The sequence below is a fragment of the Pseudonocardia sp. GCM10023141 genome (assembly GCF_042653605.1).
The window spans coordinates 1-25,474 of sequence record NZ_JBHSIR010000027.1; the positions used below are offsets into that span (position 1 = coordinate 1).

At 73.7% G+C, this 25,474-nt stretch carries 27 protein-coding genes; 16 read left to right on the forward strand and 11 right to left on the reverse strand.

The features are described 5' to 3' along the window. Nucleotides 1-194 precede the first annotated feature (194 nt). Together ACFPFQ_RS15615 and ACFPFQ_RS15620 are read right to left on the reverse strand one after the other, a co-directional pair. Nucleotides 195-446: a three-helix bundle dimerization domain-containing protein gene (locus tag ACFPFQ_RS15615; RefSeq protein WP_379619286.1), complete on the reverse strand. Its 252-nt coding sequence runs from the start codon at nt 444-446 to the stop codon at nt 195-197. A 155-nt stretch (nt 447-601) separates the two neighbouring features. Beyond that, a complete protein-coding gene (locus ACFPFQ_RS15620) occupies nt 602-1,102 on the reverse strand; it encodes a universal stress protein (protein WP_379619288.1) in 501 nt (166 codons plus the stop codon). 214 nt (nt 1,103-1,316) lie between these two features. Here ACFPFQ_RS15620 and ACFPFQ_RS15625 point away from each other — a divergent pair, with 214 nt between their 5' ends. From ACFPFQ_RS15625 to ACFPFQ_RS15640, 4 genes are all read left to right on the forward strand, one after another. Continuing rightward, nucleotides 1,317-2,222, forward strand: a complete 906-nt coding sequence (locus ACFPFQ_RS15625) for an alpha/beta fold hydrolase (RefSeq protein WP_379619290.1) — start codon at nt 1,317-1,319, stop codon at nt 2,220-2,222. 135 nt (nt 2,223-2,357) lie between these two features. Next, nucleotides 2,358-3,341, forward strand: coding sequence for an alpha/beta fold hydrolase (locus ACFPFQ_RS15630; RefSeq protein ID WP_379619292.1), 984 nt, complete (start codon nt 2,358-2,360; stop codon nt 3,339-3,341). Between the two features lie 118 nt (nt 3,342-3,459). Beyond that, nucleotides 3,460-4,335, forward strand: a complete 876-nt coding sequence (locus tag ACFPFQ_RS15635; protein WP_379619294.1) for a universal stress protein — start codon at nt 3,460-3,462, stop codon at nt 4,333-4,335. After that, nucleotides 4,328-4,687 (forward strand): DUF190 domain-containing protein, encoded by a 360-nt coding sequence (locus ACFPFQ_RS15640; RefSeq protein WP_379619296.1) that lies wholly within the window; start codon nt 4,328-4,330, stop codon nt 4,685-4,687. Before ACFPFQ_RS15635 ends, ACFPFQ_RS15640 begins: the two co-directional genes overlap by 8 nt. 32 nt (nt 4,688-4,719) lie before the next feature. Here ACFPFQ_RS15640 and ACFPFQ_RS15645 read toward each other — a convergent pair whose 3' ends face one another. After that, nucleotides 4,720-5,577, reverse strand: a complete 858-nt coding sequence (locus tag ACFPFQ_RS15645) for a universal stress protein (protein WP_379619298.1) — start codon at nt 5,575-5,577, stop codon at nt 4,720-4,722. Nucleotides 5,578-5,840: 263 nt separating this feature from the next. Between ACFPFQ_RS15645 and ACFPFQ_RS15650 the strand changes: the two genes are divergently transcribed. After that, nucleotides 5,841-6,239 carry an HPP family protein gene (locus tag ACFPFQ_RS15650; protein ID WP_379619300.1) on the forward strand — a complete coding sequence of 133 codons (399 nt, stop codon included), beginning with the start codon at nt 5,841-5,843 and terminating at the stop codon, nt 6,237-6,239. Nucleotides 6,240-6,387: 148 nt separating this feature from the next. Here ACFPFQ_RS15650 and ACFPFQ_RS15655 read toward each other — a convergent pair whose 3' ends face one another. From ACFPFQ_RS15655 to ACFPFQ_RS15670, 4 genes are all read right to left on the reverse strand, one after another. Beyond that, on the reverse strand, nt 6,388-7,266 hold the full coding sequence (locus tag ACFPFQ_RS15655) for a universal stress protein (RefSeq protein ID WP_379619302.1): 879 nt from the start codon (nt 7,264-7,266) through the stop codon (nt 6,388-6,390). 275 nt (nt 7,267-7,541) lie between these two features. Continuing rightward, the gene (locus ACFPFQ_RS15660; protein WP_379619304.1) at nt 7,542-10,244 is read right to left on the reverse strand and encodes a GNAT family N-acetyltransferase; all 2,703 of its coding nucleotides are present in this window, start codon (nt 10,242-10,244) and stop codon (nt 7,542-7,544) included. Nucleotides 10,245-10,378: 134 nt separating this feature from the next. After that, the gene (locus tag ACFPFQ_RS15665) at nt 10,379-10,516 is read right to left on the reverse strand and encodes a hypothetical protein (protein WP_379619306.1); all 138 of its coding nucleotides are present in this window, start codon (nt 10,514-10,516) and stop codon (nt 10,379-10,381) included. Further along, the gene (locus ACFPFQ_RS15670) at nt 10,513-11,421 is read right to left on the reverse strand and encodes a universal stress protein (RefSeq protein WP_379619308.1); all 909 of its coding nucleotides are present in this window, start codon (nt 11,419-11,421) and stop codon (nt 10,513-10,515) included. The genes ACFPFQ_RS15665 and ACFPFQ_RS15670 overlap by 4 nt, the downstream gene beginning before the upstream one ends. A gap of 253 nt (nt 11,422-11,674) precedes the next feature. Here ACFPFQ_RS15670 and ACFPFQ_RS15675 point away from each other — a divergent pair, with 253 nt between their 5' ends. The 4 genes from ACFPFQ_RS15675 to ACFPFQ_RS15690 all read left to right on the forward strand — a co-directional run bounded on the left by ACFPFQ_RS15675 (nt 11,675) and on the right by ACFPFQ_RS15690 (nt 14,048). Next, nucleotides 11,675-12,679 carry an Acg family FMN-binding oxidoreductase gene (locus ACFPFQ_RS15675; RefSeq protein ID WP_379619310.1) on the forward strand — a complete coding sequence of 335 codons (1,005 nt, stop codon included), beginning with the start codon at nt 11,675-11,677 and terminating at the stop codon, nt 12,677-12,679. Between the two features lie 109 nt (nt 12,680-12,788). Continuing rightward, a complete protein-coding gene (locus ACFPFQ_RS15680) occupies nt 12,789-13,220 on the forward strand; it encodes a PspC domain-containing protein (protein ID WP_379619312.1) in 432 nt (143 codons plus the stop codon). A 5-nt stretch (nt 13,221-13,225) separates the two neighbouring features. Next, nucleotides 13,226-13,870, forward strand: coding sequence for a hypothetical protein (locus tag ACFPFQ_RS15685; protein WP_379619314.1), 645 nt, complete (start codon nt 13,226-13,228; stop codon nt 13,868-13,870). After that, nucleotides 13,857-14,048, forward strand: a complete 192-nt coding sequence (locus ACFPFQ_RS15690) for a hypothetical protein (protein ID WP_379619316.1) — start codon at nt 13,857-13,859, stop codon at nt 14,046-14,048. Before ACFPFQ_RS15685 ends, ACFPFQ_RS15690 begins: the two co-directional genes overlap by 14 nt. A 49-nt stretch (nt 14,049-14,097) precedes the next feature. Here ACFPFQ_RS15690 and ACFPFQ_RS15695 read toward each other — a convergent pair whose 3' ends face one another. Then, entirely contained in the window at nt 14,098-15,081 is a 984-nt protein-coding gene (locus ACFPFQ_RS15695; protein ID WP_379619318.1) for an Acg family FMN-binding oxidoreductase, read from the reverse strand. Nucleotides 15,082-15,304: 223 nt separating this feature from the next. On the opposite strand from ACFPFQ_RS15695, the gene ACFPFQ_RS15700 reads away from it, so the two are divergent. The 3 genes from ACFPFQ_RS15700 to ACFPFQ_RS15710 are packed head-to-tail and all read left to right on the forward strand — an operon-like array spanning nt 15,305 to nt 17,151. Next, the gene (locus ACFPFQ_RS15700) at nt 15,305-15,598 is read left to right on the forward strand and encodes a DUF1876 domain-containing protein (RefSeq protein WP_379619320.1); all 294 of its coding nucleotides are present in this window, start codon (nt 15,305-15,307) and stop codon (nt 15,596-15,598) included. 4 nt (nt 15,599-15,602) lie between these two features. Further along, nucleotides 15,603-16,601 carry an Acg family FMN-binding oxidoreductase gene (locus ACFPFQ_RS15705; protein ID WP_379619322.1) on the forward strand — a complete coding sequence of 333 codons (999 nt, stop codon included), beginning with the start codon at nt 15,603-15,605 and terminating at the stop codon, nt 16,599-16,601. A gap of 13 nt (nt 16,602-16,614) precedes the next feature. After that, nucleotides 16,615-17,151 (forward strand): flavodoxin domain-containing protein, encoded by a 537-nt coding sequence (locus ACFPFQ_RS15710; protein ID WP_379619324.1) that lies wholly within the window; start codon nt 16,615-16,617, stop codon nt 17,149-17,151. 70 nt (nt 17,152-17,221) lie between these two features. On the opposite strand, the gene ACFPFQ_RS15715 is transcribed toward ACFPFQ_RS15710, so the two are convergent. Then, nucleotides 17,222-17,824, reverse strand: coding sequence for an HPP family protein (locus ACFPFQ_RS15715; protein WP_379619326.1), 603 nt, complete (start codon nt 17,822-17,824; stop codon nt 17,222-17,224). Nucleotides 17,825-18,052: 228 nt separating this feature from the next. On the opposite strand from ACFPFQ_RS15715, the gene ACFPFQ_RS15720 reads away from it, so the two are divergent. The 4 genes from ACFPFQ_RS15720 (at nt 18,053) to ACFPFQ_RS15735 (ending at nt 22,146) form a co-directional block, all read left to right on the forward strand. Continuing rightward, the gene (locus ACFPFQ_RS15720; RefSeq protein ID WP_379619328.1) at nt 18,053-18,934 is read left to right on the forward strand and encodes a universal stress protein; all 882 of its coding nucleotides are present in this window, start codon (nt 18,053-18,055) and stop codon (nt 18,932-18,934) included. Further along, the gene (locus tag ACFPFQ_RS15725) at nt 18,931-20,400 is read left to right on the forward strand and encodes an AAA family ATPase (protein ID WP_379619330.1); all 1,470 of its coding nucleotides are present in this window, start codon (nt 18,931-18,933) and stop codon (nt 20,398-20,400) included. Before ACFPFQ_RS15720 ends, ACFPFQ_RS15725 begins: the two co-directional genes overlap by 4 nt. A 91-nt stretch (nt 20,401-20,491) precedes the next feature. Continuing rightward, nucleotides 20,492-21,043 carry a pyridoxamine 5'-phosphate oxidase family protein gene (locus ACFPFQ_RS15730; RefSeq protein ID WP_379619332.1) on the forward strand — a complete coding sequence of 184 codons (552 nt, stop codon included), beginning with the start codon at nt 20,492-20,494 and terminating at the stop codon, nt 21,041-21,043. An 83-nt stretch (nt 21,044-21,126) separates the two neighbouring features. Next, nucleotides 21,127-22,146, forward strand: a complete 1,020-nt coding sequence (locus ACFPFQ_RS15735) for a type I glyceraldehyde-3-phosphate dehydrogenase (protein WP_379619334.1) — start codon at nt 21,127-21,129, stop codon at nt 22,144-22,146. A 169-nt stretch (nt 22,147-22,315) separates the two neighbouring features. Here the strand turns inward: ACFPFQ_RS15735 and ACFPFQ_RS15740 are convergent, their stop codons facing one another. Together ACFPFQ_RS15740 and ACFPFQ_RS15745 are read right to left on the reverse strand one after the other, a co-directional pair. Beyond that, nucleotides 22,316-22,648, reverse strand: a complete 333-nt coding sequence (locus tag ACFPFQ_RS15740) for a three-helix bundle dimerization domain-containing protein (RefSeq protein WP_379619336.1) — start codon at nt 22,646-22,648, stop codon at nt 22,316-22,318. Further along, nucleotides 22,645-25,320: a cation-translocating P-type ATPase gene (locus ACFPFQ_RS15745; RefSeq protein ID WP_379619338.1), complete on the reverse strand. Its 2,676-nt coding sequence runs from the start codon at nt 25,318-25,320 to the stop codon at nt 22,645-22,647. The genes ACFPFQ_RS15740 and ACFPFQ_RS15745 overlap by 4 nt, the downstream gene beginning before the upstream one ends. Nucleotides 25,321-25,474 lie beyond the last annotated feature (154 nt).

Genomic DNA, 25,474 nt, shown 5'->3' on the forward strand with positions numbered 1-25,474 from the left:
CGACATCGACCAAGGTCACCTATGACACTTCGACCTCGCTCTCCGTCTTCGTGGCACACAGAACAGCTCGGGATCCTCCTCGACGCAGGTGGCGCCCCGCCGCCAGTGCGGATCGGGATCGGCACCGTCGCGTTCGATGGCTGCGGACATGATGCCCCTCCGAACGGTTGTGCGGTCATGGGTCACGGCCCGGATCATCGCGGCATCCCACCGGGGTTCGCGGCCTGGCGCAGCCGCTCGCGGGCCAGCCGTTCCACGAGCTCCGGCAGCGCAGGCACCGGCGACCCGGCGAGCTCTCCGCGGGCCCCCACCACCGTCCGCGTGATCAGGGCATGCCGGAACCGTCCGGCGAACTCTGTCGTGAGCCGGGCGATGGCCGACGTGACGGCGGGATCCGGGTGCGGGGGCATCGGCTCTCGATCGGCAATGGCGACGTGCAGAGTCATACCGGGCTCCATGCTGGTCGGGTGCCGGACGGGCCTGCTCCGGGAGGAGCGCCGACGATGTCTGCCACCGGGTCCCACCCGGTAGGGCCGAAAGTCCATCGGTCGAACGGGCCCAGGGCGGTGTCCGAGAGCTCGGGAGGGAACGGATGCGCCGGTCAGGGCGTTCGGGCCGGAACGACGAGCACGGGACGGTGGCGGCGGCGCAGGAGGCCGCGGGAGACCGATCCGCCGATGAGGCGGTCGATGACGGCCCCCGGTCCCTCGCCGTGGCTCCCCACGATGATCATCAGGGCGTCGTGTTCATCGGCGACGCCATCGATCGCAGCGACCGGGTCACCGCGCCCCGTGTGGTAGGTCCACCTGCCGGCGTACCCGGCGAGTGCCGCCTCGACGCGGTCGTGCTGCTCGTCGAGGACGCGGACGGCCGCCTGCTCCCAATCCGCCGCATCGGGGTCGACGGGGTAGTCCAGCAGGGTGATGCCGTGCACCACGTGCAGGTGGGCGTGCAGCCGCCGGCCCAGGTCCACCGCGACGCCCAGTGCGGCGGCGCCTGCGGGACCGCGGTCGTGGCCCACCACCAGCGCACAGGCGGCCGCGCTCCCCGCCGCAGCGCCCCCGGTCATGGTGGCCTCCTGCTCCGCCGTCGGTTCGTCCACGCGAGCATGGCCCCGGGCGACGGACTCGCGGCAGGGCCGAACGGTAGCCGGTGCCGGCCCCGATGGAGCGTCGATCAGGGCCGATCGGCCCGCCGGTCACCGGCACCCGCGCCCCGCACCCGGGCCCTCCGACCCGGGTGCGGGGCCGGTGCCGGAGCCAGACTCGAGGCGATCAGTCAACTGCGACATCGACAGCGACATCCGAGGAGACCCCATGAGCGGACCCGTGCGTGACGGCCGCAACCGCGAGATCGACCTCAACGGCCCGGTGCACTACGTCGCCTTCGGCGGCCGGCCCGGTACGACCGTCGTGCTCGTGCACGGGTTGGGTGGGTCGCACCTGAACTGGGAGCTGATCGCACCGCTGCTCACCCCGTTCGCGACCGTGCTCGCCATCGACCTGCCCGGATTCGGGCTGAGCGAGCCGGGGCACCGCAACGCCACCGTTCCCGCCAACACCGGGGTCCTCGAGCGCTTCGTGCGCGAGGTCGCCGGAGAGCCGGTGGTGCTGGTCGGCAACTCGATGGGCGGGATGATCTCCATCCTGCTCGCCGAGCGCGCGCCCGAGCTGGTGCGCGGCCTGGTGCTGGTGGATCCAGCCATGCCGCCGCAGGTCCGCCGGCCACGTCAGCTCGCCACCGCGAGCCTGCTCACGCCCATGCTGGTGCCGGGCGTCGGCGAGCAGGTGATGCGGGCCCGCCGCAACCGCGTCGGGGCGCGTGCCATCGTGAACGGGACGCTGCGGCTGTGCGGGATGGATCCCGCACAGGTCCCACCGGACCTGCTCGACCGCTCGGTCGCGCTGGTCGCGAACCACAGGGACGTCGCCGGCATGGACCGGGCCTTCCTGACCGCGATCCGCTCGCTGGCCTGGGTGCTGGCGCAGTCCGGTCGGTACTGGCGGGCGATGGCGGCGCTGAGGATTCCGGTGTTGCTGGTCCACGGCGACCGGGACCGCCTCGTCCCCGTCGCCGCCGCGCGGGAGGCCGCGCGGCGCAACCCGTCGTGGCGCTACGTCGAGCTCGCCGGGGTCGGACACGTGCCGCAGCTGCAGATTCCCGTGGCGCTGGCCGCGCACATCCTCGGCTGGATGCGCACCGAGGTGGAGGCGGCCGGATGAGCGCTGCGAGCCGATCACCGGCCGGCCGCCACCGCGCAACGGCGGCGTCGGTCCTGCGGGTACGGGCCGAACGCCCCTGCACATGACCGGGGGCACCACGGATCGTCGGGTGCACCCGATGGAGGAGCAGCAGCCATGGACGAGCAGCCGGTCGACGGCCACAGCAAGATCATCCATTTGGACGAACCGGTTCACTACGTGGACTTCGGGGGGCGGCCCGACGGGCCCGTCATGGTGCTCGTGCACGGGCTCGGCGGATCGCACCTCAACTGGAACCTGCTGGCGCCCGAGCTCACCCCGCACGGCAGGGTCTTCGCCGTGGATCTGCCCGGCTTCGGCCTGAGCGAGTCCGGTGGGCACCGCACGACGGTGCCGGCCGACGTCGAGGTGCTCGCCAGGTTCATCAGAACGGTCTGCGCCGGCCCCGTCGTGCTGGTCGGCAACTCGATGGGCGGCATGGTCTCCATGCTGCTCGCGGCTCGCTCGCCCGCACTGGTCCGGGGGCTCGTCCTGCTCGACCCGGCACTGCCCGCCCCCACCAGCATCCTGCGATCGCCCGCCACCACCGCGCTGCTGCTCGCGCATGCGGTCCCCGGGGTGGGCGAGCGGCTGCTGCGCTCCCGGCGGGAGCGCCTGGGCGCGCGCGGCACTGTCGCGGCCACGCTCGACTTGTGCGGGATCGATCCCGCGACGCTGCCCGCATCGCTTCTCGAGCGGTTCGTGGCGCTCGCCGAGCACCGGGCCGGCGTCAGCGGCGTCGACCGGGCCTTCCTGTCGACCTCACGGTCGCTGGCCTGGGTGCTCGCCCGCAGGCGCCGCTACCGATCGGCGATGGCCGCGATCGGCGTACCCGTACTGCTGGTGCACGGTGACCGGGACCCGCTCGTCCCGGTCACCGCAGCGCGTGCCACGATCCGCCACCGCCCCGCCTGGCGCTACATCGAGATGCACGGCGTCGGCCACATGCCGCAGCTGCAGGTGCCCGGTGAGCTCGCGATGCACATCCGGCACTGGCTGCGGACCCTGCCCGCGACGGGGGTCCACCCGGCCCCGCAGACACGGCCCAACGGCCCTGCCGGCGGACACCGCCACCCCGCACCATCGCTACATGGCAGCTGATCGGCGATCGCATCACGACCACCCGCGCGCGGCGGTAGGTTCCGCCCCCCGTCAGGCGACGCCGGGTCCCGGGGGCCCCGGCAAGCCCGAGCCCGCGGTTCACGGCAAGCCCGTCGTCGTGGACGTCACGCCCGGCGTTCCGTCCGACGAAGCCGTCGGCTGGGCCGCTCACGAGGCGGCCCGGCGCGGTGTGGACCTACACGTCGTCCTCCCCGACGACCCGCACCGCTCGCTGGCCTGCCACTCCGCGTTCGCCGCAGTGCGCACCCGCGCGCGCCGGATCGCGCCGGGGGTCCGCGTGACGGCTCAGGTGGCGACCGAGTCGCCTGCCCGCGCCGCAGCCCTCGCCTCGGTGGATGCGTGCCTGCTGGTCGTCGGCGAGGCCACGACGGAAACGGACGAGCTCATCCGCACCGCATACTGCCCGGTCGTCGTCGTGCCCCAGCGCCCCGAGCGCCCCGAGCGCCCCTCGACCGTTCCGGCCGGGACGCCGCACCACCCCGCCGACACCGCTCCCGTCGTCGTCGGCGTCGGTCCGGACACGGGCGACGAGGTGCTCGCCTTCGCCTTCGCCGAGGCGGCGTCCCGCCACGCCGGGCTGCTGGTGGTGCGTGCCTGGACCGACCCGCTCATCGATCTGGGCGCGCTGCTGCCCGGGCGCATCGCCCGGTGGGACGCCGCCGACGAGCACGTGCGCCACGCGCTGCACGAGCAGCTGTCGAGGTTCGTCGCGGCCTACCCCGAGGTGCACGTGGACACGGTCGTGGCGAACGATCGGTGCGCCGCGCTGCTGCACGCGCTCGCGCATCGGGCCCGCCTGATGGTGCTCGGACACCCGTCGCACGGAACCGTCCTCAACGGGATCGCTCCGTCCCCGGCGCTCGCGCTCGCCCACCACCTGCCGTGCCCGGTGATCGTGGTTCCCCCGCCGGACCCCGTGCGGCGCACCTGGCTGCCCAGCCGCCCGATCAGCCTGGCGGATCTGCGTGACTGACCAGGAAGTGACCCGCACGTGCCGCACGCGCCGGCTCACCATGATCATCATGGCGGGCGGGGCCTGCGACCCGCATCGGCTCGCCGACGAGATCGTGCGACTCGCCTACGCCAACGGGCTGCCGCTGGCCGCGACCTTCTCCGGCGTCACCGGCTACCGCCTGACGACCGGAATCGAGGAGTACTGCACGACACCCCCGCTGGGCGGAGCACCAGCGATGGTCGTCATCGCCGGGGACGCGGAGGCGATCGACGACTTCGTCACCGGTGTCGCAAGGGCCGTTCCGGACGCGCTCATCCTGCTCGACGACGTCACCGAGATCGTCCGGACCGTCCCGGATCTCGCACACTGATCAGCGACAGAGATCAACGTCGTTGCGGATGGTCATCCGGAACGGTCGGACCGGACCACCGCGACCGGGCAGCCGGCACGGTGCACCAGGACATTGGCCACGGATCCGAGCAGCAACCCCGTCAGGTCGCCGTGCCCGCGCGACCCCACCACCACGAGCTGCGCCGATTCGGAGAGGGCCAGCAGCTTGCGCGCGGGCCGGCTGTGGGTCACGACCCGTTCGACATGGACGTCGGGGTACTTCTCGTTCCATCCGGCCAGGCGCTCGGCGAGCAACTCCTTCGCATCAGCGGCCACGACGTCCCAGTAGACGGCGGTCCTGGCATCGGCGGGCGGGTCTCCCCAGGTGTGGACGGCGACGAGCGGAGCGTGCCGGGCCGAGGCGGCCTCGAACGCGAACGCGATCGCCGCCTCGCTGACCGGCGAGCCGTCCACACCGACCACGACCGGCGCGCGGGCGGCGGTGGCCGGTGTGACGTCCCGCACCACCACGACCGGGCACTTCGCGTGGGTGGCCAACCCGACGGCGACCGAGCCGGTCATCGCCGCCACGATCCGGCTGAGCCCGCGATCCCCCACCACCAGCAGTCGCGCGTGCCGGGACTCCGCCGCGAGCGTCCCGATGGGGAAGCCCACGACGAGCGCGGTCTCGACCTCGACATCGGGCTCGAGCTCGGCGGCGAACGTCGCAGCCGCGCTCAAGGCCTCCTCGGCCTGCTCGAGCAGGATGTCGCGGTACCGCGACCCCACTCCCGGCAGACCGACGAGCCGATCGTCGGCCTGGTCGAAGGCGGTCACCAGGCGCAGCGGTGCGCCGCGACGTGCCGCCTCCGCCGTGGCCCAGCGCACAGCGTCCAACGATCCGGGCGAGCCGTCGACACCGACGACCACGCTCCGACGATTCCCATCCGCACTCATCACGGTTCCCTCCATCGGCAGAGTTCCAGGCTGACCGGTCGGACAGCCGCGGCGCGAGTGGCACACGACCCCTCTCGACCGGGCCATTGGACGTGCGCGGCCCGAGGCGAGCGGCCGCCGCCCGCCTCGGGCGGCAAGCGGGCCGAGTGCCGCCGTCACCCCTGCCGGTCGGCCCTGGTCCGCCCCGTTCCGCGGCGGCACTCTCGGGGGTACCGACCAACGATGGGGAGTTCGTGATGAGAGCCCGTGATGTGATGAGCCGTCCCGTGATGTCGGTCCGACCGCACCAGGCGGTGGCCGCCGCTGCTGAGCTGCTGACGGGCAACGGGTTCGAGGTCGCGCCCGTGGTCACGGCCGAGGGTGCGGTGCTCGGCATCGTGACGCGGGCCGACCTGGCCTCGACACACTCGGCGGACGCAACGGTCGCCGGGGTCATGGTGCCCACTCCGAGCACGCTGGGTCCCGACGCCGACCTGGCCGACGTGGCGGTGTTGCTGTCCGAGGACGGCGGGCGCCCCGTCATGATCGTCGACAACGGTCATCTGGTCGGCATCGTCAGCACCGACGACCTGGGCCACCCCCGGACGTTGACCCGGGCGCTGGCCGGCGCGACCCCCGTCCTGCACCACGGCTGAGTTCCAGCGCCCGCGACGAGGAGTGCGAACCATGCCCGGTGCCAGAACCGTCGAGAACGCACCTACGGTGATCAACAGGCTCTGTTGATCACCGTAGGTGCGTTCTCGACGGATAGGTCCGGCCAAGGGCGTCCGGCCTAGGGGTACGTCACGCCGGCGCCACCTCCTCGCTGCGCACCACCGCGACCGGGCACTCGGCACCGTGCAGGACGGCGTGGCTCACCGAGCCAAGCACGAGGCCGGAAACCCCACCGCGGCCGCGCGAGCCGACCACCAGCAACTGCGCACCCGCTGACTGCTCGACCAGTACGGAGGCCGGCCGATCCCGGGCGATGATCTTGCGGATCTCCACGTCCGGGTACTTGTGTCCCCAGCCGGCAAGACGGCCGTCGAGGATGTCGTGCTGGTGCTGCTCGACGCGCTCCCACTCCCAGGACTGGGCGGTGGCCGGGTGCAGGATCGTGTCGACCCACACGTGGACGGCTACCAGCGCTACGCCTCGGGACCCGGCCTCCTCGAAGGCGAACGCCAACGCCGCCTCGCTCACCGGTGACCCGTCGACACCGACGACGACCGGCCCGCCCGGAGGCACCTCGCCCCTGACCACGACGACCGGGCACGTCGCCCGCGCCGCGAGTCCGAAGGCGACCGAGCCGAGCAGGAGCCCGGTGATCCCGCCGAGGCCCCGGTCGCCGATGACGACGAGCGTGGCCGACCCGGCCTGCTCGAGCAGGCAGCTCACCGGGTTCCCGTCGAGCACGACGTCCTCGACAGCGGTCGCCGCAGCCTCCTCGGCCACGACCGCACGTGCCTCGGTGAGACGGTCGTGCGCGTAGCCCCACATCGACTGCCGGTACTCCGCGCCGAGTCCCGGCTCGCCGACCGGCGTCGGACGGACGGCGCTGACCAGGCGCAACGGCACGTGCCGGCGACCGGCCTCCGCGGCCGCCCAGCGCACGGCCGCCACCGCCGATCCCGACCCGTCCACTCCGACCACGATCGGCCGTCCAGCCTGCTCACCGTTCATGTCAGCTCCTCCTCAGGGTTACCAGCCTCCGAACTCTGACGAGGCCCGGCGGACGGCGGCAGTCCCGCTGGACCCGTCGGCCCGGGACGTTGGGCCCGGATGTGCGCATCCGCGGGGCCCCGGGTCCAACGGACCGGACGTCCCGGCGACGGTGCTCGGCACAACCGCGGCTACCTGACCGGCCGCCCCGCTCCCCCACCGCGCCGACCACGTGGCCACCGCGCCCACGTTTCGGCATCGGCGCGGTGGCCATTGCGTTGGCGCGGCCGGGGACGTCAGACCGGCAGTGTCCGCAGCCACGGGTCGGTGACCCGCGCCGGCTCGAGACGGATCCGCAGATCCACCGCGACGGCGCCCTCGGGCCCGACGACCAAGGGGTTGATCTCGGCCTCCGCCACCTCCGGCAGCTGATCGGCCAGCCAGCCCAACCGTGCTGCCGCATCGCGCAGCGAAGCGCGCAGTGCCGAGCCGTGATCACCGCCGAGCAACCGGGGTGCCGCCCGCAGGCCGTCCACGAGCTCGTCGAGATCGGCGTCGGTCGCCGGGACCAGGCAGTGGCTGCGATCGTCGACGAGGTCTGTCGTGGTGCCACCGAGCCCGACGGTCAGCAGCGGTCCGCAGAGCGCGTCCCCGGTGACACCGACCAGCAGCTCGACCCCGGCCGAGGCCATCGGTTGCACCACGATCCCACGCAGCCGGGCGCCGAACAGGGTGCGGAACCCGCGGACGGCCTCGGCGATCTGCTGCCGAGAGTCGAGCCCGGTGCGGACCGCCCCCTCCCGGCTCTTGTGCAGCACCCCCGGCACGTCGGCCTTCAACGCCACCGGACCGCCGTGGTCGCGCCAGCACCGCAGGGCGGCAGCGACGCTGTGCACCACGGTCGTGGCCGCCAGCGGAAGGCCCGCGGCGGCGGCCAGCTCGGCAGCCTGCTCCGGTTCGAGCCAGCCGCCCTGCGGGGAGGCGACCAGCGCGGTGTCGACCACCTCGCGCGCCCGCGTCGCGTCGACCCGCCGCGGCGGGCGGGACAGTCCGGGTGGGCGGCGCAGCCAGGTGGCGCGTCGAACGGCGCCGTTCAGCGCGCGGGCCGCGGCTGCCGGATCGGCGAACGCCGGCACCGGGACGTCGGTGGCGGCACCGAGGACGGTGAGCCGCTCCACGGTGGCGGCCTGGCCGAGCCGGACTGCCACCACCGGTTTGCCCGGACGGCCGTCGGTAACGGGCACGATGCCCGCCAGTGGGTCCCCGGCGCCCGTCGGCACCGAGATCACGAGCACCGCGTCGACGTCCGGGTCGGCGAGCACGCGCTCGACCACCCGCCCGTAGGCCGCCGCGCTCACCGTCGCGGTCACATCGACCGGGTTGGTGACCACCGCCGTGTCCGGCAGCAGCGCGGCCAGCCCCTCCCGGGTCGCCGGGGACAGGGGTTGCACCACGAGCCCGTAGCGGGCGCACGCGTCCGCGGCCAGCACTCCGGCCCCACCGGCGTTGCTGAGCACGGCCACCCGTGGCCCGGCCGGCAGCGGCTGCCACGACAGCACTGCCAGCACCCCGGAGAGCTCGCCCAGCTCGTCGACGGCCAGCACTCCGGCCTGCGCGAACAGCGCATCCCGCACGACCCGCGGGGTGGCGGTGCCTGCGGTGTGGGACGCGGCGGCCTTGCGGCCGGCGTCGGAGCTGCCCGACCGCAGGGTGAGCACGGGCATGCGCCCGGCCAGCCGCCGGGCGAGGCGAGCGAACTGGCGGGGTCGGCGCAGCGACTCGAGGTAGAGCACGGCGGCCTCGGTGCGCCCGTCCTGTGCCCACCACAGGAGCAGGTCGTCGCCGTTGACATCGACGCTGTCCCCCGTCGACACCGCCGTCGAGACGCCCAGCCCGAGCCGGTCCAGCTCGGCGGTCAGCGCGATGGCCACTCCCCCGGACTGCGCGGCGAGCCCGACCGTTCCCGCACGGGCGGGCCCGCCGAACGTCGCCTGCAACCGCACGGCCGGATCGGTGTTGATCAGGCCGACGCAGTTCGGGCCGACCATGCGCATCCCGTACCGGTCCAGGACCGCCGCCAGCCGGGCAGCGATGTCAGGATCGGTCGTCACACCCGCGGTGATCACCAGCAGTGCCCGGACGCCCTGGCGGCCGCACTGCTCGGCGACGTCCGGAACGGCCGCCGCCGGCACGCACAGCACGGCCGTGTCGATGCCGTGAGGAAGGTCGGCGACGGCTCGACGGCACGGGACGCCTCCGACCGCGGCGGCATGCGGGTTGACGACGTGGACCGGGCCGGTGAACCCGCCCTCGACGATCTGGCGCAGCACGAGCCTGCCGACCGAGTCGGGGCGCCGCCCGGCACCGATCACCACCACCGATCGGGGAGCCATGACGGGTCGCAGGCTCTCCAGGTCGGCGTGGGCGGCCCGGTCCAGCACTGCGTCGGCGTACTCCTCCGACCGCAACCCCGAGCCGGTGATCGGCGGGAGGTACAGCACCATGTGGCGCACGTCGTGCTCGGTGGTGGAGCTGAGCGGGAGACCGCTGTCGCGCAGGACGCGGATCATGGTGTGGTTGGTCGTGAGGACCTCGGCACTCAGGCGCTGCACGCCCGCGTCGCGGGCCGCCGCCACGAGGTGTTCCAGGAGCAGCGATGCGACACCGTGGTGTTGGTCGCCGTGCGCGACCGCGACGGCGACCTCGGGGTCGGTGCCGGCCGGGGCGAGGCGGTAGTGCGCCACACCCAGCAGCCGCCCGTCCCGGAACGCGCCGAACGCCACCACGCCCTCGGCCGCGAACATGGCGGCAAGCGCCTCCGAGCTCATCCTCGACGCGGTGAAGAACCGCAGGTAGTTGTCCGGTGCCGGCAGGTCCCGATGCAGTGCGGCCACGACCGGTCCGTCGTCGGGGCGCAGGCGCCGGACGTGGACGACGGTCCCGTCCGCGAGCAGTGCGCGGCGGCCGGTGGGGGCGGGATCCGTTGTCGGTGCGCTCATGGTCTCAGTCCATCGCCTGCGGCGGCGGGCCGTCAGGGCCGTGGGTCCCGGTCCTCCGGTACCGACGACCCCCCGTTCCCGTCGGCCCCCGTTCCCGTCGGCCCCCGTTCCCGTCGGCTCAGTTCCCCGTCGGCTCAGCGGTGCCAGGTGACCACCGCGGTGACGCCCCTCGCCACCGCGAGCAGCAGCACGGCCACCAGCGCCCATGCCGACATCAGGACCGCGAGCAGCAGCCCGATGACGGCGGTGGCCACCGCCCCGAACTCGGTCACGACGTGGCCCCGGCGACATCGGCACCGGACACGACGACCAGCGATTCCGGGTCCGCTCGCGTGACCACGATCGGGCAGGGCGCGAACTCGACCAGCGCCTGGCTGGTGGATCCCAACAGCATCCCGGCCGGAGGCCGATGCCCGCGCTGGCCGACGACGATCATGCGCGCTCTCCGGGCCGCGGTGAGCAGTGCTCGCAGCGGGGTGTCGCCGACGACGTGGCGCTCAACAGGCAGATCCGGATGCGCCGCGAGCACCGGGGCCAGCTCGGCGATCAGCGTCGCCGACGCCGCGGCTGCCAGCGCCGGAGCGTCCGCGACGCAGCGGCGAGCCGCGCCGTCGGGTCCGGCGACGACGTCCGACCAGGTGTGCACGGCGACCAGGCCGGCTCCGAGGGAGGACGCCAGGTCCGCGGCGAGCGCCAGCGCGGCCCGGCCGGACGGGGATCCGTCGACACCGACGACGACCGGACCGTTGCGGGGTGGTGCGAGCTGCGGCGCGGTACCGCGGACGACGGCGACCGGACACGTGGCCCGGCCCACCAGTGCGAGCGCGACGGAGCCGGCCAGCATGCCCGACCACGCCCCGTCCCCGTAGCTGCCGAGCACCAGCAGCCGGGCCCCACGCGCCCGCTGGGACAGCAGCTCGACGGTGCTGCCCGGCACGACCTCGGGGAGATCGGGATCGGCTCCCGCCCGCCGGGTGGCGACCCGCAACTCGCTCAGCCAGGACGGGATCGGGGTCAGCGGTGCCTCGTCGGAGGCACCCGGCACGACGTTCACCAGGTGCAGGGGTGCTCCCCAGATCGAGCTGATGTCAGCTGCCCACTCCGCCGCCTCGCGCGCAGAGTCCGAGTGGTCGACCCCGACCACGACCGGACGCCGGTCCTTGCTGCTGCCGTTCATCTCGCCGCCTCCGTCCGGGCCGCCAGCCGGCCCTCGGCCCAGGGTCGCCACCCGGCGGCGGCACCGGCAGTGCCTGCGGTCAGCTGTCGAGGGGGTCCAACGGCCTCTCCTGGCCGCATCGGGCCGCCCCGAGGCGCACGGCAGGGCGTCCTGGGGCCCTTCGGCCGTACCGGGCGCGCAGCCGACGCGGCACAGTCACATCCTGTTCGGCCATTCGTGTCGGGCTACCGACCGATGGAGGTGTGTTTGCGTGATGGACAGGATTCCGGCGACCTTCGGCCTCGACGCCGAACAGACAGCAGGCCTGCTCACGACGGCCGCACGAGCCCCGTCGCTGCACAACACGCAGCCCTGGCGCTTCCGCGTGACGCCGACCGTCATCGAGCTGTACTCCGATCCCGACCGGCGGTTACCCGTTGTGGATCCCGACGGGCGCGAGATGCGGATCGCCTGCGGTGCCGCCCTGCTCAACCTGCGGCTCGCGCTGCAGGGCCACGGCATCCGGCCGCTCGTGACGGTGCTCCCCGACGCGGATCGGCCCGATCTGATCGCGACAGTGCGCCACGGCGGCCGGAAGATACCGACCCCTGCCGTGCTGCAGCTGCTGCGTGCAGTCCCACTGCGCCGCACGAACCGCCGTCCCTTCACCGACGTCCCGGTCGAGGCGCAGGACCAGTACGCGCTCAAGAAGGCCGCCCTCGACGAGGGTGCCTGGCTCCAGGTCGTCGAGAACGTCGCCGATCGCTCCCGGCTGCAGCAGCTGGCCGTACAAGCCCACCAGGTCCAGATCGCCGATCCGGCCTTCACCGAGGAGCTGCGCCGCTGGACCGCCGTCTCGCCCGATCGCCGCGACGGGGTGCCGGCCGGCGCAGGCGGCCCCCGGCCCGCCGCGCAGGATCGGTGGACGATGCGGGACTTCGCCGGCGACAGCGCCCCCGCTCGATTGCCGGGAAAGGACTTCGAGAGCGATCCGCTCATCGCGGTGCTCACCTCGCACCTCAGCGGGGAGCGCGCCGAGATCCAGGTGGGGATGGCACTGCAGCGCGTCCTGCTCACGGCGACCGCCCGTGGCCTCGCCGTTTCGTTCCTGTCCCAGGTCGTGGAGGTCACCGGGTTCCGGGAGCAGCTCCGCCGCCTGATCGGCGGGACGCGACCACCCCAGGCGGTGCTGCGCATCGGACGCGGGTGGCCCGTCGCCGCCACACCGCGCCGGGCCGTGGCCGACCTGCTGATGCCGGAGCCCGCCGTGTCGTCGTGACGGGGTCGGTCGGCGCGCGGCTGCGGGTCCTTCGGCCCGGGACACCGCGGCGGTGGTGACTCCACCCTCGACCGGACGGAATCGCACCGGACGGCCCCGTGGAGGAACCGTGACCGAGCCAGCCCCAAAACCACCCCCAGCGAGCCCACCCGCGCCATCGCCCGCACCGGTACGCCGGATGTACCGCAGCAGGCGCGACCGGATGCTCGGCGGGGTGTGCGGCGGCATCGCGCGCTATCTCAACGTCGATCCCGTCCTGCTGCGCATCGCGGCCGTGGCGCTCGCGCTGTCGGGCGGCGTCGGCATCGTGGCCTACATCGTGGCCTGGGTGGTGATCCCCGAGGCCGGCGAGACCGAACCGGAGCGGACGGCCACCGCCGCGAACCGACATTCGGTGGCGATCGCCGTCGGGGCATCACTTGTCGGTCTCGGCGCGCTGCTGCTGATGCACGAGTGGATGCCCTGGTTCGGCGCCGACATCTTCTGGCCGCTCGTCGTGGTGGCGGCAGGCGCACTCCTGCTGATCTCGGCGAAGCGGTGAGCGCGATGACGACCACACCTGCCGTGCCCGATCAGCAACAGCGAGGGGACCGGCCGCCGCCACGGCCCGAGGTCCGATGGAACCGGGTCGTGGTCGGCGTGCTGATCGCGGCGGCCGGGATCGGTCTCCTGCTCGAGCGGACCGGCACAGCCGTGCCGTGGAACCTCGCGCCGTCGGCCGCAGCGATCGTCATCGGGGTGGCGCTGATCGCGAGCCTTGCCGGCGGTGGCGGACGCGGGATGCTGGTCGTGCTCGGCGTCGCGATGCTGATCATCGCCACGGCGATCGGCGTCGGTGCGAGCCGGTTCGCCGGACCGGCCGGTGACGTCGTGGTGACGCCGGGTCCCCGCGAATGGCCCAGCTCCACACGGCTGTCCGCCGGTGAGGTGACGGTCGACCTGACCCGGACGCAGCTGCCGACATCGGGCCGGCTCGACGTCGAGCTGGGAGCAGGCAATGTGGTGGTTCGGGTGCCCAGCGAGGCCGCTGTGCACGTCGCGGCCACCGTCGTGATGGGCACCCTCACCGTCGACGGCGTCGCCGTGCGGCAGGGCGTGGACATCGACTGGGCCGACACGTCGACCGCGCCGGTGTCGGTGGTGCTCGACGTGGGCGCCGGCGACGTGGAGGTGTTCCATGCCCGCACCTGAACATCCCGCGCCCGTGTTGGGCGCCGGCCTCGCCATCTTGCTCGGCGGCGTGGCGCTCCTGCTGCAGGAGCTCGACCTGCTGACGCTGCGCTGGTCGCTCGTCCTGCCGGTGATCCTCGTCGTCGTCGGGCTGGTGGTCGCGCTCGCCGGTGTCGCCGGGACGGCCCGGGGCCGGTGACCATGGCGGCGCCGCGCCACGACCCCGCCCGGCTTCGGCAGGCCCGGTCTCAGCAGGGCAGGAGCTCGACGGTCTCGTCTAGCGGGCGGCGCGGGGTCGCCGGCAGCGACGTGCGATCGACGGCCCAGCCGATCCGCAGCACCAGCTGCGGTGACAGCGTCCCGCCGAGCACCTCGTCCCGCAGGATCATCCGGGTGGCGTCGACCTCGAGCGGCTGGCTGAGCGGGCAGGTCGCCAGCCCCAGCTCGGTGGCATGCAGCAGCACCGCGCTGAGCGCCTCCCCGGCCCGCAGCTGCGACAGCCGATCGTCCGAGGCGGTACCGAGCACGAAGAGGCTCGCGCCATCGGCGCGCGCCCAGCGCTGCTCGATCAGACCCTCGGTGAACTCGCGCGCGGTGCCGTCGCCGGTGCCGGCGGCGTCGCGCAGCAGGTTCGTTGCCGGGATGCCGTCGGCACAGGCGGAGCGCCCGGTCCACAGTGCGGTCTCGGCCCGGTAGCCAGGTGTCGCATCCTGCTCGGCGGCGGCGGCGGCCAGCGCGGCGACGACGACATCGCGGGACCGGCCGTCGCCGATGGGCCGCAGGACCGCACCCTGGGCGGCGGCCCTCGTGACGAGGTTCTCCACGAACCCGGTCGGCACCGGCCAGTCCCCGTAAAGGCGCCGATCTGTTCGCCGCGCCGTGATGGCCGAGGCCAGGCTGAGGTCGGCGTCGGCCGGGATACCGGTGCGCAGCTCGAGGGACGCGATGTGGTATTCCTCGCCAGGGTTGGGCAGCCGGTGCACCCTGGCCGTCACCCCGGACGCGGCCAGCGCCACCCGCAGGTGGTGCAGTGCCGCACCGCAGCTGATGACGAGATCGCGGCCTTCGCTGTCCGTCGCGGGCAGCCAGCGGCGCAGGTCGGCGTAGAGGTGCGCGGTGTGCGGGCCGATCAGCCACCGCCACGGCTGGCTGTTGTGCAGCGACGGCGCGTGGCAGGCCAGCTCGATCGCGCTGCGCAGGGTTCGGCGGTCCACGGTGTGTTCGACGATCATGGCTGACTCCTCGTGATGGCGGGCCGGGTTGGCCTGCGCTCCGGTCCGGTCCTGCCCACCGTCGCCGCTCGGGCGCGCGCAGACCAGCGGCACTGGTCCCGAGCACCACGGGTCCCTCGGCCCCACCGGGGCACCCCGTCGGACCGGTGCGCCCACCGCTCGGGTGCGCGACGGTCGACCCACACCATCCAGGAAATCCATCCGCCGAGAACGGGGACCCGTCATGGACGAGACCAAGCGCTGGACCGTGCAGATCGTCATCGACGAGCACGACGGCAGCACCCGCGCCGTCGCCCAGCTGCACACCCGCGACGGGGCGAGCCTCCGGAGCACCGGGCGGGCCCGGCTCAACCCGACGGATCGGGACGTGCCCGAGATCGGGGACGAGCTCGCCGTGGCACGCGCGCTCTCGGAGCTGAGCCACATGCTGCTGGACGCCACCGCCGATGACATCGCTGCGATCGCCGGGCGGCGCTCCGAGACCCCCTCCCCGACCCCTTCCGAGACACGGACGTGACGCCGTGGACGTGAGCCGCGACGACCTCCTGCGGGCTGTCGCGTACGCCGTGCGGGCTCCGTCGGTGCACAACACACAGCCCTGGCGATGGCTGCTGGGTCCCGATGTCGTCGAGCTCTACGCCGACCGCGACCGGCGGCTGCCGATCACCGATCCGGACGGCCGGGACCTGCTGTTGAGCTGCGGCGCCGCGCTGCACCACCTGGTCGTCACCCTTGCCGGGCACGGGATCGGCGCGACCGTGCACCGGCTGCCCGACCCGGACGACAGCAGCCACCTCGCCACGATCCGGACCGCGGCCCACCACGGCGACGGGATCGACGCGTCACTCGCCGCCATGATCGGACGGCGGCGGACCGACCGGCGGCCGATGAGTCCGGATCCGGTCGGTCCCGGAGTCCTGCACGCACTCGCCTATCAAGCTGCCCGCAAGGGCGCCACGCTGGTGCTGATGCGCGACGAGGCCCAGGTCCGCCGGCTGCTGGGCAACCTCGCCGAGGCGGCCGACCGGCAGCGCCACGAGCCGGGCTACGCGGCCGAGCTGCGCCAATGGACGCACCGGTACCACGCCGCGCGCGACGGGATCCCGGCCGCCAGCATCGCCGTGCCGTCCGGCGCCGGGCCGCTGCGCCGGTTCCCGTCCGCCCAGCAGGACCGTGCGCCGCGGACCCGGTACGCGCTCGACGCCCAGGACGGCGCCGCGCTCACCGTGATCACGACGAAAGGCGACACACCGGTCGACCGCCTGCAGGCCGGGGAGGCCGCCAGTGCCGTGCTGCTCGCCGCCACCCGGTTCGGGCTGGCCACCACGCCGCTCAGCCAGGCCCTGGAGGTCGAGTCCGCCCGCAGGAGCCTGGCCCGGGACGTGCTGCGGGTGCCCGAGGTCCCGCAGCTCGTCATCCGGGTGGGCTGGCCCGTCGCGGGTGCCGCCGAGCTGCCGCCGACACCGCGGCGCGCCCTGCACGACGTGGTCATGCCGAACTTGCAGCACCGAACAGCCTGAATCGGAGACAGCCATGTCCAACCCGCCCCAACCGACCTCGGCGAGCACCCGCGTCCTCGTGGCCTTCGCGACCAGGATGGGAGGTACCGAGGGCATCGCCACGATGATCGGCGACGAGCTGCGGTCCCGGGGCCTGCAGGTCGACGTCCGACCCGCAGGCGAGGTCCGCGATGTCGACCCGTACCAGGTCGTGGTGCTGGGCAGCGCCCTGTATGCGCGCCGCTGGCGGCGCGATGCCGTGCGGTTCCTGCGCCGGCATCGCGGTGCGCTGCAGGGCCGCACCGTGCGGCTGTTCCAGTCCGGCCCGTGCGGGAAGGACGCCGCCCAACCGGATCAGCCGGAGCCGGCGGTCGTGCGCCGCCTGCGCACCACGATCGACGCCGACCCCCCGGTCACCTTCGGCGGCGTGCTCGATCCCGCCACCGCCCGCGGGTTCGTCGCGAAGCGGATGGCGCAGGGAGAGCTCGCAGGCGACTTCCGCGACCCGGCCCGGATCCGGCGCTGGGCCGCGGACCTCGCGTCGACGTGCACGTCGGCCGCACGGACCTGAGCCGGGACATCGGAACCGGCAGGTGGCCCCCGTCCGATCCGGAAGGGGGCCACCTGGCCGAGCGGGGCGGTCAGCAGGGCTGGCGGCTCACCACCGTGCACCGCGTGACACCGATGACCGACTCGGCCACCCGCATCGCCACCCCACGGTCGGCCGGGTCATCGTGGTCGTCGGTGAGCGTCACCGCTCCGTCCCGCACGGTCACGCCCCATTGCCCGATGCCGCCGAAGATGTCGAGGCGCCGCCGGACGTCGGCCTCGATCAGGACGTCGTCACGGGCGAGCGCCCGCACGAGATCGCGGTAGGTGACAACACCGACGACGACGTCGTTCTCGACGACGGGCACCGACCGCACGTCGGCCGACCGCAGGACGGCGACGAGATCGGCGACGGACTCCTGCGGGTCGGCGACGAACACGTGGCGCTGCATCACGTCCGAAACGGCGTCCGCGACGGGACGCGCCGGCCGCTCCAGGATCGGCGTCCTGGGGTCGGGCGGGAACCGGTCGGCCAGCAGGTCCTGCTCGTTCACGACGCCGACGAGGTGTCCGGCGCCGTCCACGACGGGCGCTCCGGTGAAGCCGTGCAGCGCCAGCACCGCTGCTGCTCGCTTCACCGCCAGCTCCGGGGCGAGGACGACGGCCGGGCTGGTCATGATCTCTCGAACCCGCACGGGTTCCTCCTCTGGCTGATCGCTCGCGGTCGTCGTCCTCGGGTCGGGCGACGTGGTGGGTCCCAGCGAACGCCGGAGCACCCGGCCGTCACCAGGGCCCAATGTCCCCTCCCGGCCGGCGAGTGACTCCCGGGCACACCGGCCCCCCAGGTCGGGGCCACCGGCCCTGCCGGGACGGGCGCTCGACACGCGACGCTGATCGGGTCACAGCGAGGAGAGGAACCCGACGTGAACACCAACAGCACCGCGCCTGCCGGGACCGTCGTGGTCGGCACCGACGGCACGGCAACGGCGCTGCACGCCGTCGAGTGGGCGGTGGTGGAGGCCGGGGCCCGTGGGGTGCCGCTGCGGATCGTGCACGCCGCGCCCTACGCGACGGACGCTCCGGGACGGCGGCGGGCCGCCACCCTGCTCGCCAGGGCGTTCACCGTCGCCCACCGCCGCGCACCCGCTGTCGAGACGCACACCGAGTTGATCGTTGATGAGCCGGTCGTCGGACTCGTGCGGGCATCCGAGAACGCCGGGCTGCTGGTGATCGGCATCATCGGTGAGCGAACCGGGGACGTCGTACTGGGTTCGGTCGCGCCCGCTGTCACGGGCGCGGCGCACTGCCCGGTCACCGTGGTGCGCCGCGGCCACCGCACGGACGGCGCTCATGCCATCGTCGTGGTGGGCGTGGAAAGCGCGCCCGCCGACGCTGCCGCGCTGCGGGTCGCCTTCGCCGAGGCCGATGTGCACGACGCCCGTCTGGTCGTCCTGCACACCCGGCCGTTCCCGTCGCCGAGCGGAGCCGATCCGGCCCCGGTCGATCTCGCCGCCCTCGCTCCCTGGAGCTCCCGCCATCCGGGCGTACCCGTCGAGGTCCGCGTCGTGCATGGCACCCCGGCAGAACAGCTCCTGCACGCCGCCCACGAGGCGCAGATGGTCGTGGTCGCACACCGGGGTCGCAGCGCAGCGGCCCGCGCCGTGGCGGGATCGGTCGGCCGCGGCCTGCTGCGCTCCAGTGCCTGCCCGGTCACGGTGGTGCACCGCGATCTCGTGCCGGCCGCCTCGTCGGCTCACCACTCGGCGGACTACGTCGACCCTCATGATCGGACCCAGTTGTGGTGACTCCCCCCGCCGAGGTCCACGAGACCCACATCGGCACCGTGTTCCTCGTGGGTGATCGTGCCTACAAGATGAAGAAGCCCGTCCGCACTGCCTTCCTCGACTTCTCCACCCCGGCGCTGCGGCTGGCCGCCTGCCGTCGCGAGATCGAGCTCAACCGCAGGCTCGCGCCCGATGTCTACCTCGGAACCAGCGATCTGATGCCCGGCTCCGGCGATGTCGGACCCGTCGAGCACTTCGTGGTGATGCGCAGGATGCCCGCGCAGCGCTGCCTGGCGGCGCTGATCGGCGCGGGCGAGCCCGTCGGCGACGCCCTGCGCGCCCTGGCCCGCCAGCTGGCTGTCTTCCACGCCGCGGCCGACCGCGGCCCGGCCGTCGCCGCCGACGGCACGGCCGCCGCGCTGCGCCGCCGCTGGGTGGCCAACCTGGCTGAGCTCGCTCCGTTCGCCGGCACCGTCCTCGACGCGGCGGTCCTGCACGCAATCGAGGTGGCGGCACTGCGCTTCGTCGACGGTCGGGGTCCGCTCCTCGCCGATCGCCTGGCCAGGAGCCGCATCGTCGACGGCCACGGCGACCTCGTCGCCGCCGACGTCTTCTGCCTCGACGACGGTCCGCGGGCGCTTGACTGCCTGGAGTTCGACGACCACCTGCGCCACGTGGACGGCCTCGACGACGTCGCGTTCCTGGCCATGGACCTCGAGCACCTCGGCCGCGCCGACCTCGCCACGCAGTTCCTCGACGACTACGTCGAGTTCTCCGGCGACGACGCGCCGACGGCGCTGCGCCACCACTTCATCGCCTACCGCGCGGTCGTGCGGGCGAAGGTGGCCTGCCTGCGCCACGCACAGGGCGACGCCGGGGCCGCCGAGACCGCCGTCGCGTACGCGGGGCTGGCCCTGCGGCACCTGCAGTGCGGCGCCGTGCGCCTCGCGCTGGTCGGCGGGCTGCCCGGCACCGGCAAGACCACGCTCGGTGGCGCGCTGGCGGACCGGTTCGGTGCGGTGCTGATCTCCAGCGACCGGCTCCGCAAGGAGGTCGCCGGTATCGACCCCGACACCCCGGCGACAGCGGCCTACGGCGAGGGCCTCTACGCGCCGGAGCGGATCGACGCGACCTACGCCGAACTGCTCGACCGCGCTGCGCTGCTGCTCGGCCGCGGCGAGTCCGTCGTGCTCGACGCCTCGTGGACCGCGCAACGCCACCGTGACGCCGCAGTGGAACTCGCCCATCGCACCCACAGCGACCTCGCCCGCCTGCACTGCCGGGCAACCGCGGAGACCGCGGGCCGGCGGATCGCGATGCGCGGTCACACCGCGTCGGATGCCACCACGCCGATCGCACTGGCGATGGCGGAGGTGGCCCAGGCATGGCCGGAGGCCGTCACCGTTCCGACGCGCGGGACGATCACCGAGTCGGTCGAGCTCGCCTCCGCGGTCTGGCGCGCCGCACCGGCCGCCGCACGCCGATGACCGGCTTGCGAATTCGGGACCTTCGACCCTGATCATCGCGGCGGCGACTGCGCATGCTGGCGTGAACAGTCGCGGATGCCGAGGTGAACCCATGCAGTCCAATGAGCTCGTCATGCTCGACAGGGAGCAGTGCATCGCGCTGCTCGGCTCGGCCGTCATCGGCCGCGTGGTCTTCACCGACGGCGCGCTCCCGTCGGCCCAGCCGGTCAACTTCGTGCTCGATGGCGAGGAGGTCGTCTTCCGCACGAGCAACGGGAGCAAGCTGGCCGCCGCCACCCGACACGCCGTCGTCGCGTTCGAGGTCGACGACATCGACCATGCGACCCGCACCGGGTGGAGCGTGCTGGGCGTCGGTCAGGCCTACGAGGTCGTCGAGCCCGCCCGGCTGGCCGAGCTCGCCGAACTCCAGCCCGACCCCTGGGCCCCGGACCGCACAGCACACACCATCTCCATTCCGCTGCAGATGCTCAGCGGCCGCAGGCTCGTCCTGACCGAGCCGGCACTCCTCCCGGTCCCGGGAGCGACGCCCGATGGTCGTGACCTCGCCGATCCACGGGCGGCCGGGAACGACGGCGGTCCGGCAATAGGAAGGGCCTGCCAGACCCCCCCGGCCCGGCCCTCAGCCGGTTCCCATCGGCCGTAGGGGACGCCCGCACCCGCACGCTCTCGGCCGCCGCGCACCGTGTCGGCGACGACGGATCGGCTACACGGCCATGAGGGGACGAGATGACCGTCGGAATCGGGATCAACGGGATGGGCCGGATCGGCCGCGCGGTGGTGCGCAGCATCGTCGAGCGCCCCGGCTCGGGCATCGAGGTCTTGGCGGTCAACGACGTGGCGCCGAACGCCACGCTGGCGCACCTGCTGCAGAACGACTCGACCCATGGACGGTGGTCGGTCGACGTGGCGGCCGGCGACCGGCACATGACCGTGGGCGGCCGGTCCGTTCGCGTCTTCGACGAGGCGACGCCGGCAAAGGTGGACTGGCGCGGGGCCGGCGTCGACATCGTGATCGAGGCGACGGGACGGTTCTGCACCCGCGAACGCGCCGCCGTGCACATCAGGCGCGGCAGTGCCCGCAAGGTCGTGATTGCGGCTCCCGCGACGGACGCCGATGCCACGATCGTGATGGGCTGCAACGAGAGCACCTACGACCCCGCCCGCCACGACATCGTCTCGGGCGCCTGCGGCACCACGCACTGTGCCGTTCCGATGGTCCAGGTGCTCAACGAGTCCTTCGGTCTCACCCGCGGGCTGCTCACCACCGTGCACAGCTACACCGCCGACCAGCGCCTGCTCGACGGGCCGCACCAGGACCTGCGGCTGGCCCGCTCCGCTGCCGCGAACATGGTCCCGACCAGCACGGGCGCGGTACTGGCGGTCCCGCTGGTCCTCCCGGAGCTGGCGGGGCGCATCGGAGGCGCCGCGGTCCGCGTGCCCGTCGAGGACGTGTCGCTGGTGGATCTGACCGCGCAGCTCACCTCCGACGTCTCGGTCGACGAGGTCAACCAGGCCTTCGCCACCGCCGCCGATGGCCGGCTCAAAGCCATCCTCCGGTACACGGACGCGCCGGTCGTCTCCCGCGACGTGCTCGGCGAGCGGAGTTCGTGCGTCCTCGACAGCGGCCTCACCCTCGCGACAGGCAACCTCGTCAAGGTGTTCGGCTGGTTCGACAACGAGTGGGGATATGCGCAGCGAACGATGGAGCTGGCCGAGCTGATCGCCGGCAGCCTTCCGCCGCGCTGACCCTAGAGCCTGTTGACACAGGATGGTCGATGGCCACGCTCCGGGCCGGTGTACGGGACGTACCTGGACGGGCGGCAGCACCGAGGCGCTGCTCGCAGGCTTCGCATCGGCGCCGCCAGGGACGATCTGGGCGCGCGGCCGCGATCAGGACCTTGTCAACGGCGGCCACCTAGCGGTCGCGGGTCACGACCACCGAGTCGTCGGTCAGCGCGGTCCCGCGTCCGAGCCCGGCCCGGGGCAGGTGCAGCTGCTCGCGCACCATCCGCTCGACCAGCACCCCGATGAACGCGTGCACGCTCGCGCCGTTCAGCTCTGCGAGCGCCGCATCGATCGCGCCGTCCACGGCGGCAGCGTCGGTGGCGGTCGCCGCAGCGTCTCCGAGCAGGCTGGCGCGCACGTCGGCGATCTGGGCGGCGACGGACGTGATCGTCTCGATCGACGCGCGGGCGTTCCCGCGATCCCGCACCGCGACCGCGTCGCAGGTGTGCTCGAGCCGGCTCACGATCGCTCCCGCCGGGCTGCCCGCGACCGGAGGACGGCCCGGTAGACCTCGTCGATCCCCCACACGAGCACCGGCATCGGCAGCAGGAGCGCCAGCACCGATCCCGGCAGGGCGGCGGTGCCGAAGAGCGCCTGCAGCGGCGGCAGGTAGATCAGCGCCGCGGCGAACAGCAGCTCGAAGGCGATGCCGCCCAGCAGCAGCGGGTTGGTGAACAGGCCGATGCTGCGCAGCGAGCTGCGCTGGGTCCGGGCGGCGAACGCGGTGCCGATCTGGCAGGCCACGATCGCGGCGAAGCTGGCCGTCGTGGCCTGCAGGTAGGCGAGGTGCAGCGGGGTCCCGGCACCGGTCGGTGCGCCGGGCGTCCACCCCGCACCGAGCAGCACGAGCAGGAACAGCCCCATCGTCAGTGCCGCGGACACCACCCCCATCAGTCCCCACGCCCGCAGCAGCATCGACCGGTCGATCACGTTCTGGCCGGCCCGGCGCGGCCGCCGGGCCATCAAGCCCGGCTCGGCGGGCTCGCGGCCCAGCGCCAGCGCGGGCAGCGTCTCGGTGCCCAGGTCGATCGCGAGGATCTGCAGGACCGTCAGCGGCAGCGGGATCAGGCCACCCGAGAGCGCGAACACCAGGAAGGGAACGACCTCGGGCACGGCGTGGGCGAAGATGTAGAGCACGAACTTGCGCACGTTGTCATAGACCCGCCTGCCCTCCTCCACACCCGCCACCACGGTGGCGAAGTTGTCGTCGGTCAGCACGACGGTGGCCGCCTCACGCGCCACCTCGGTACCGCTGAGCCCCATGGCCACCCCGATGTCGGCGTGGTGCAGCGCCGGAGCGTCGTTGACGCCGTCCCCCGTCATCGCGACGACGTGGCCACGGGAGCGCAGCGCGTCGGCGATGCGTAGCTTCGCCTCCGGCGCCGCGCGCGAGAAGATGATCTCCTCGTCGCTAGCGAGCAGCGTGTCCAGCTCGCTGTCGGGCATGGCGTCGAGCGCGGTACCGTCGACGACGCGGTCGGCACGGATACCCACCTGGCGCGCGATCTCGGTGGCCGTGCGCCCGTTGTCGCCGGTGACGACGTGCACCCGGATGCCCGACGCGTGGCAGTCGGCGACGGCGACGGCCACCTCCGGCCGGGGTGGGTCGAGCAGCCCGACCAGCCCGAGCAGCTCCAGACCGGGCCCCTCGGCGGCGTCGCGGTCCGGAGGCGACGTCGATGTCCAGTCCCGCTGCGCGATCGCCAGCACGCGCAAGGCCCGCGAGGTCATCGCCTCGATGGCCGTCGCGAGCTCCGCGCGCTGTCCGGGGGCCAGCGTGCAGCGGGGCAGCAGCTCCTCGGGCGCGCCCTTCACATGCACACGCTGACCCGATCCGACCCGGTCCAGCGTGGCCATCCGCTTGCGGCGTGGATCGAACCGGTACAGCACCAGCCGGTCCGCGTCGCGGCCTCCCGCAGCCACGTCGACGCCTGCCGCGGCGGCCATGTCGAGTAGCGCCAGCTCGGTCGGGTCACCCGTGCGCGCCGCGGCGTCCGCGGTGGAGCAGCGCGCGACGGCCGCTGCCAGATCCGCACCCGGCACGTTCAGCACGGCACCGCGCCCGTCCCGGATCTCGACGACGTGCATGACCCCCGCGGTGAGCGTGCCGGTCTTGTCGGTGCAGATCACCGTCGTCGAGCCGAGCGTCTCGACCGCGGAGAGCCGCTTGACCAGCGCGCCGCGGCGGGCCATCGCCCGCACACCACCGGCGAGCGCGAGGGTGATCGTGGGGAGCAGCCCTTCCGGGACGTTGGCCACGAGCAGGCCGACGGCGAACACGAACGCCTCCGGCCAGCTCAGCCCGGCGGCGACGCCGAGCGGCAGGAACGCGATCCCGACTGCGACCGCCACCCCGGCGATGAGGTAGGCGACCCGGCGGACCTGGCGCTCCAGCGGGCTGTCCCCCGCCCGGCGCGGCCCGGTCAACGCCGCGATCCGGCCGATCTCGGTGTGGGCGCCGGTGGCGTGCACGACCGCCTCCGCGGTGCCGGCCACGCACCCGGTACCGCTCCAGACGAGCACGGGCGAGTCGAGCCGGCGCGTGGCGTCGTCCACCGCAGTGGCCGAGCGGTCCACGGCTGCGGACTCCCCGCTCAGCGCCGAGGCGTCGATCTCGAGGTCTCCGACCAGCAGGCGGGCGTCGGCGGGGATCCGGTCGCCCTCGGCGAGGACGAGCACGTCTCCCGGCACGAGGTCGGAAGCCGCCACGGAGCCCACGATGCCGTCCCGGCGGACGGAAGCGTGGGGCGGCAGGTACCGGCCGAGCGCCTCGACGGCCCGTCCGGCCTGGTGCTCCTGCACGAACGCGAACACGGCGTTGAGCACGACCACCGCGAGGATCGCCCAGGCCAGCGCGGGCGTGCCGGCAACCACCGCGAGCACCGCGGCCAGCAGCAGCAGCAGCGCCAGCGGGTGGGTGAACTGGCGGGCCAGCGCCCGCGGCCAGGTCCGGCCGCCGCGCACCCGCAGCGTGTTGGGGCCGTAGCGCTCCAACCTCCGGGCCGCTTCCCGGGCGGAGAGCCCGTCCGGAGCGGAGCGCAGATCACGCAGCAGCCGAGCGATCGGCTCGCGCGGATCCGGCGGCTGCGTGGCTGCTGGCTCGGGCGCGAGCGGGCGGATGGTCGGTGCGGACACGGTTCCTCCAGGGCGGGTGCACTCCCGCCCCACCCTGCGCAGGGCCCGATCCCCCCGGCCAGAGCCGAAGGTCCGCGGTGCCCGGGACCCTGGCCGCCGGGCCGTGAGCGACATCGGCTCGTTGCGTTGGTCCCGGTCACGTGGGACCACCGGC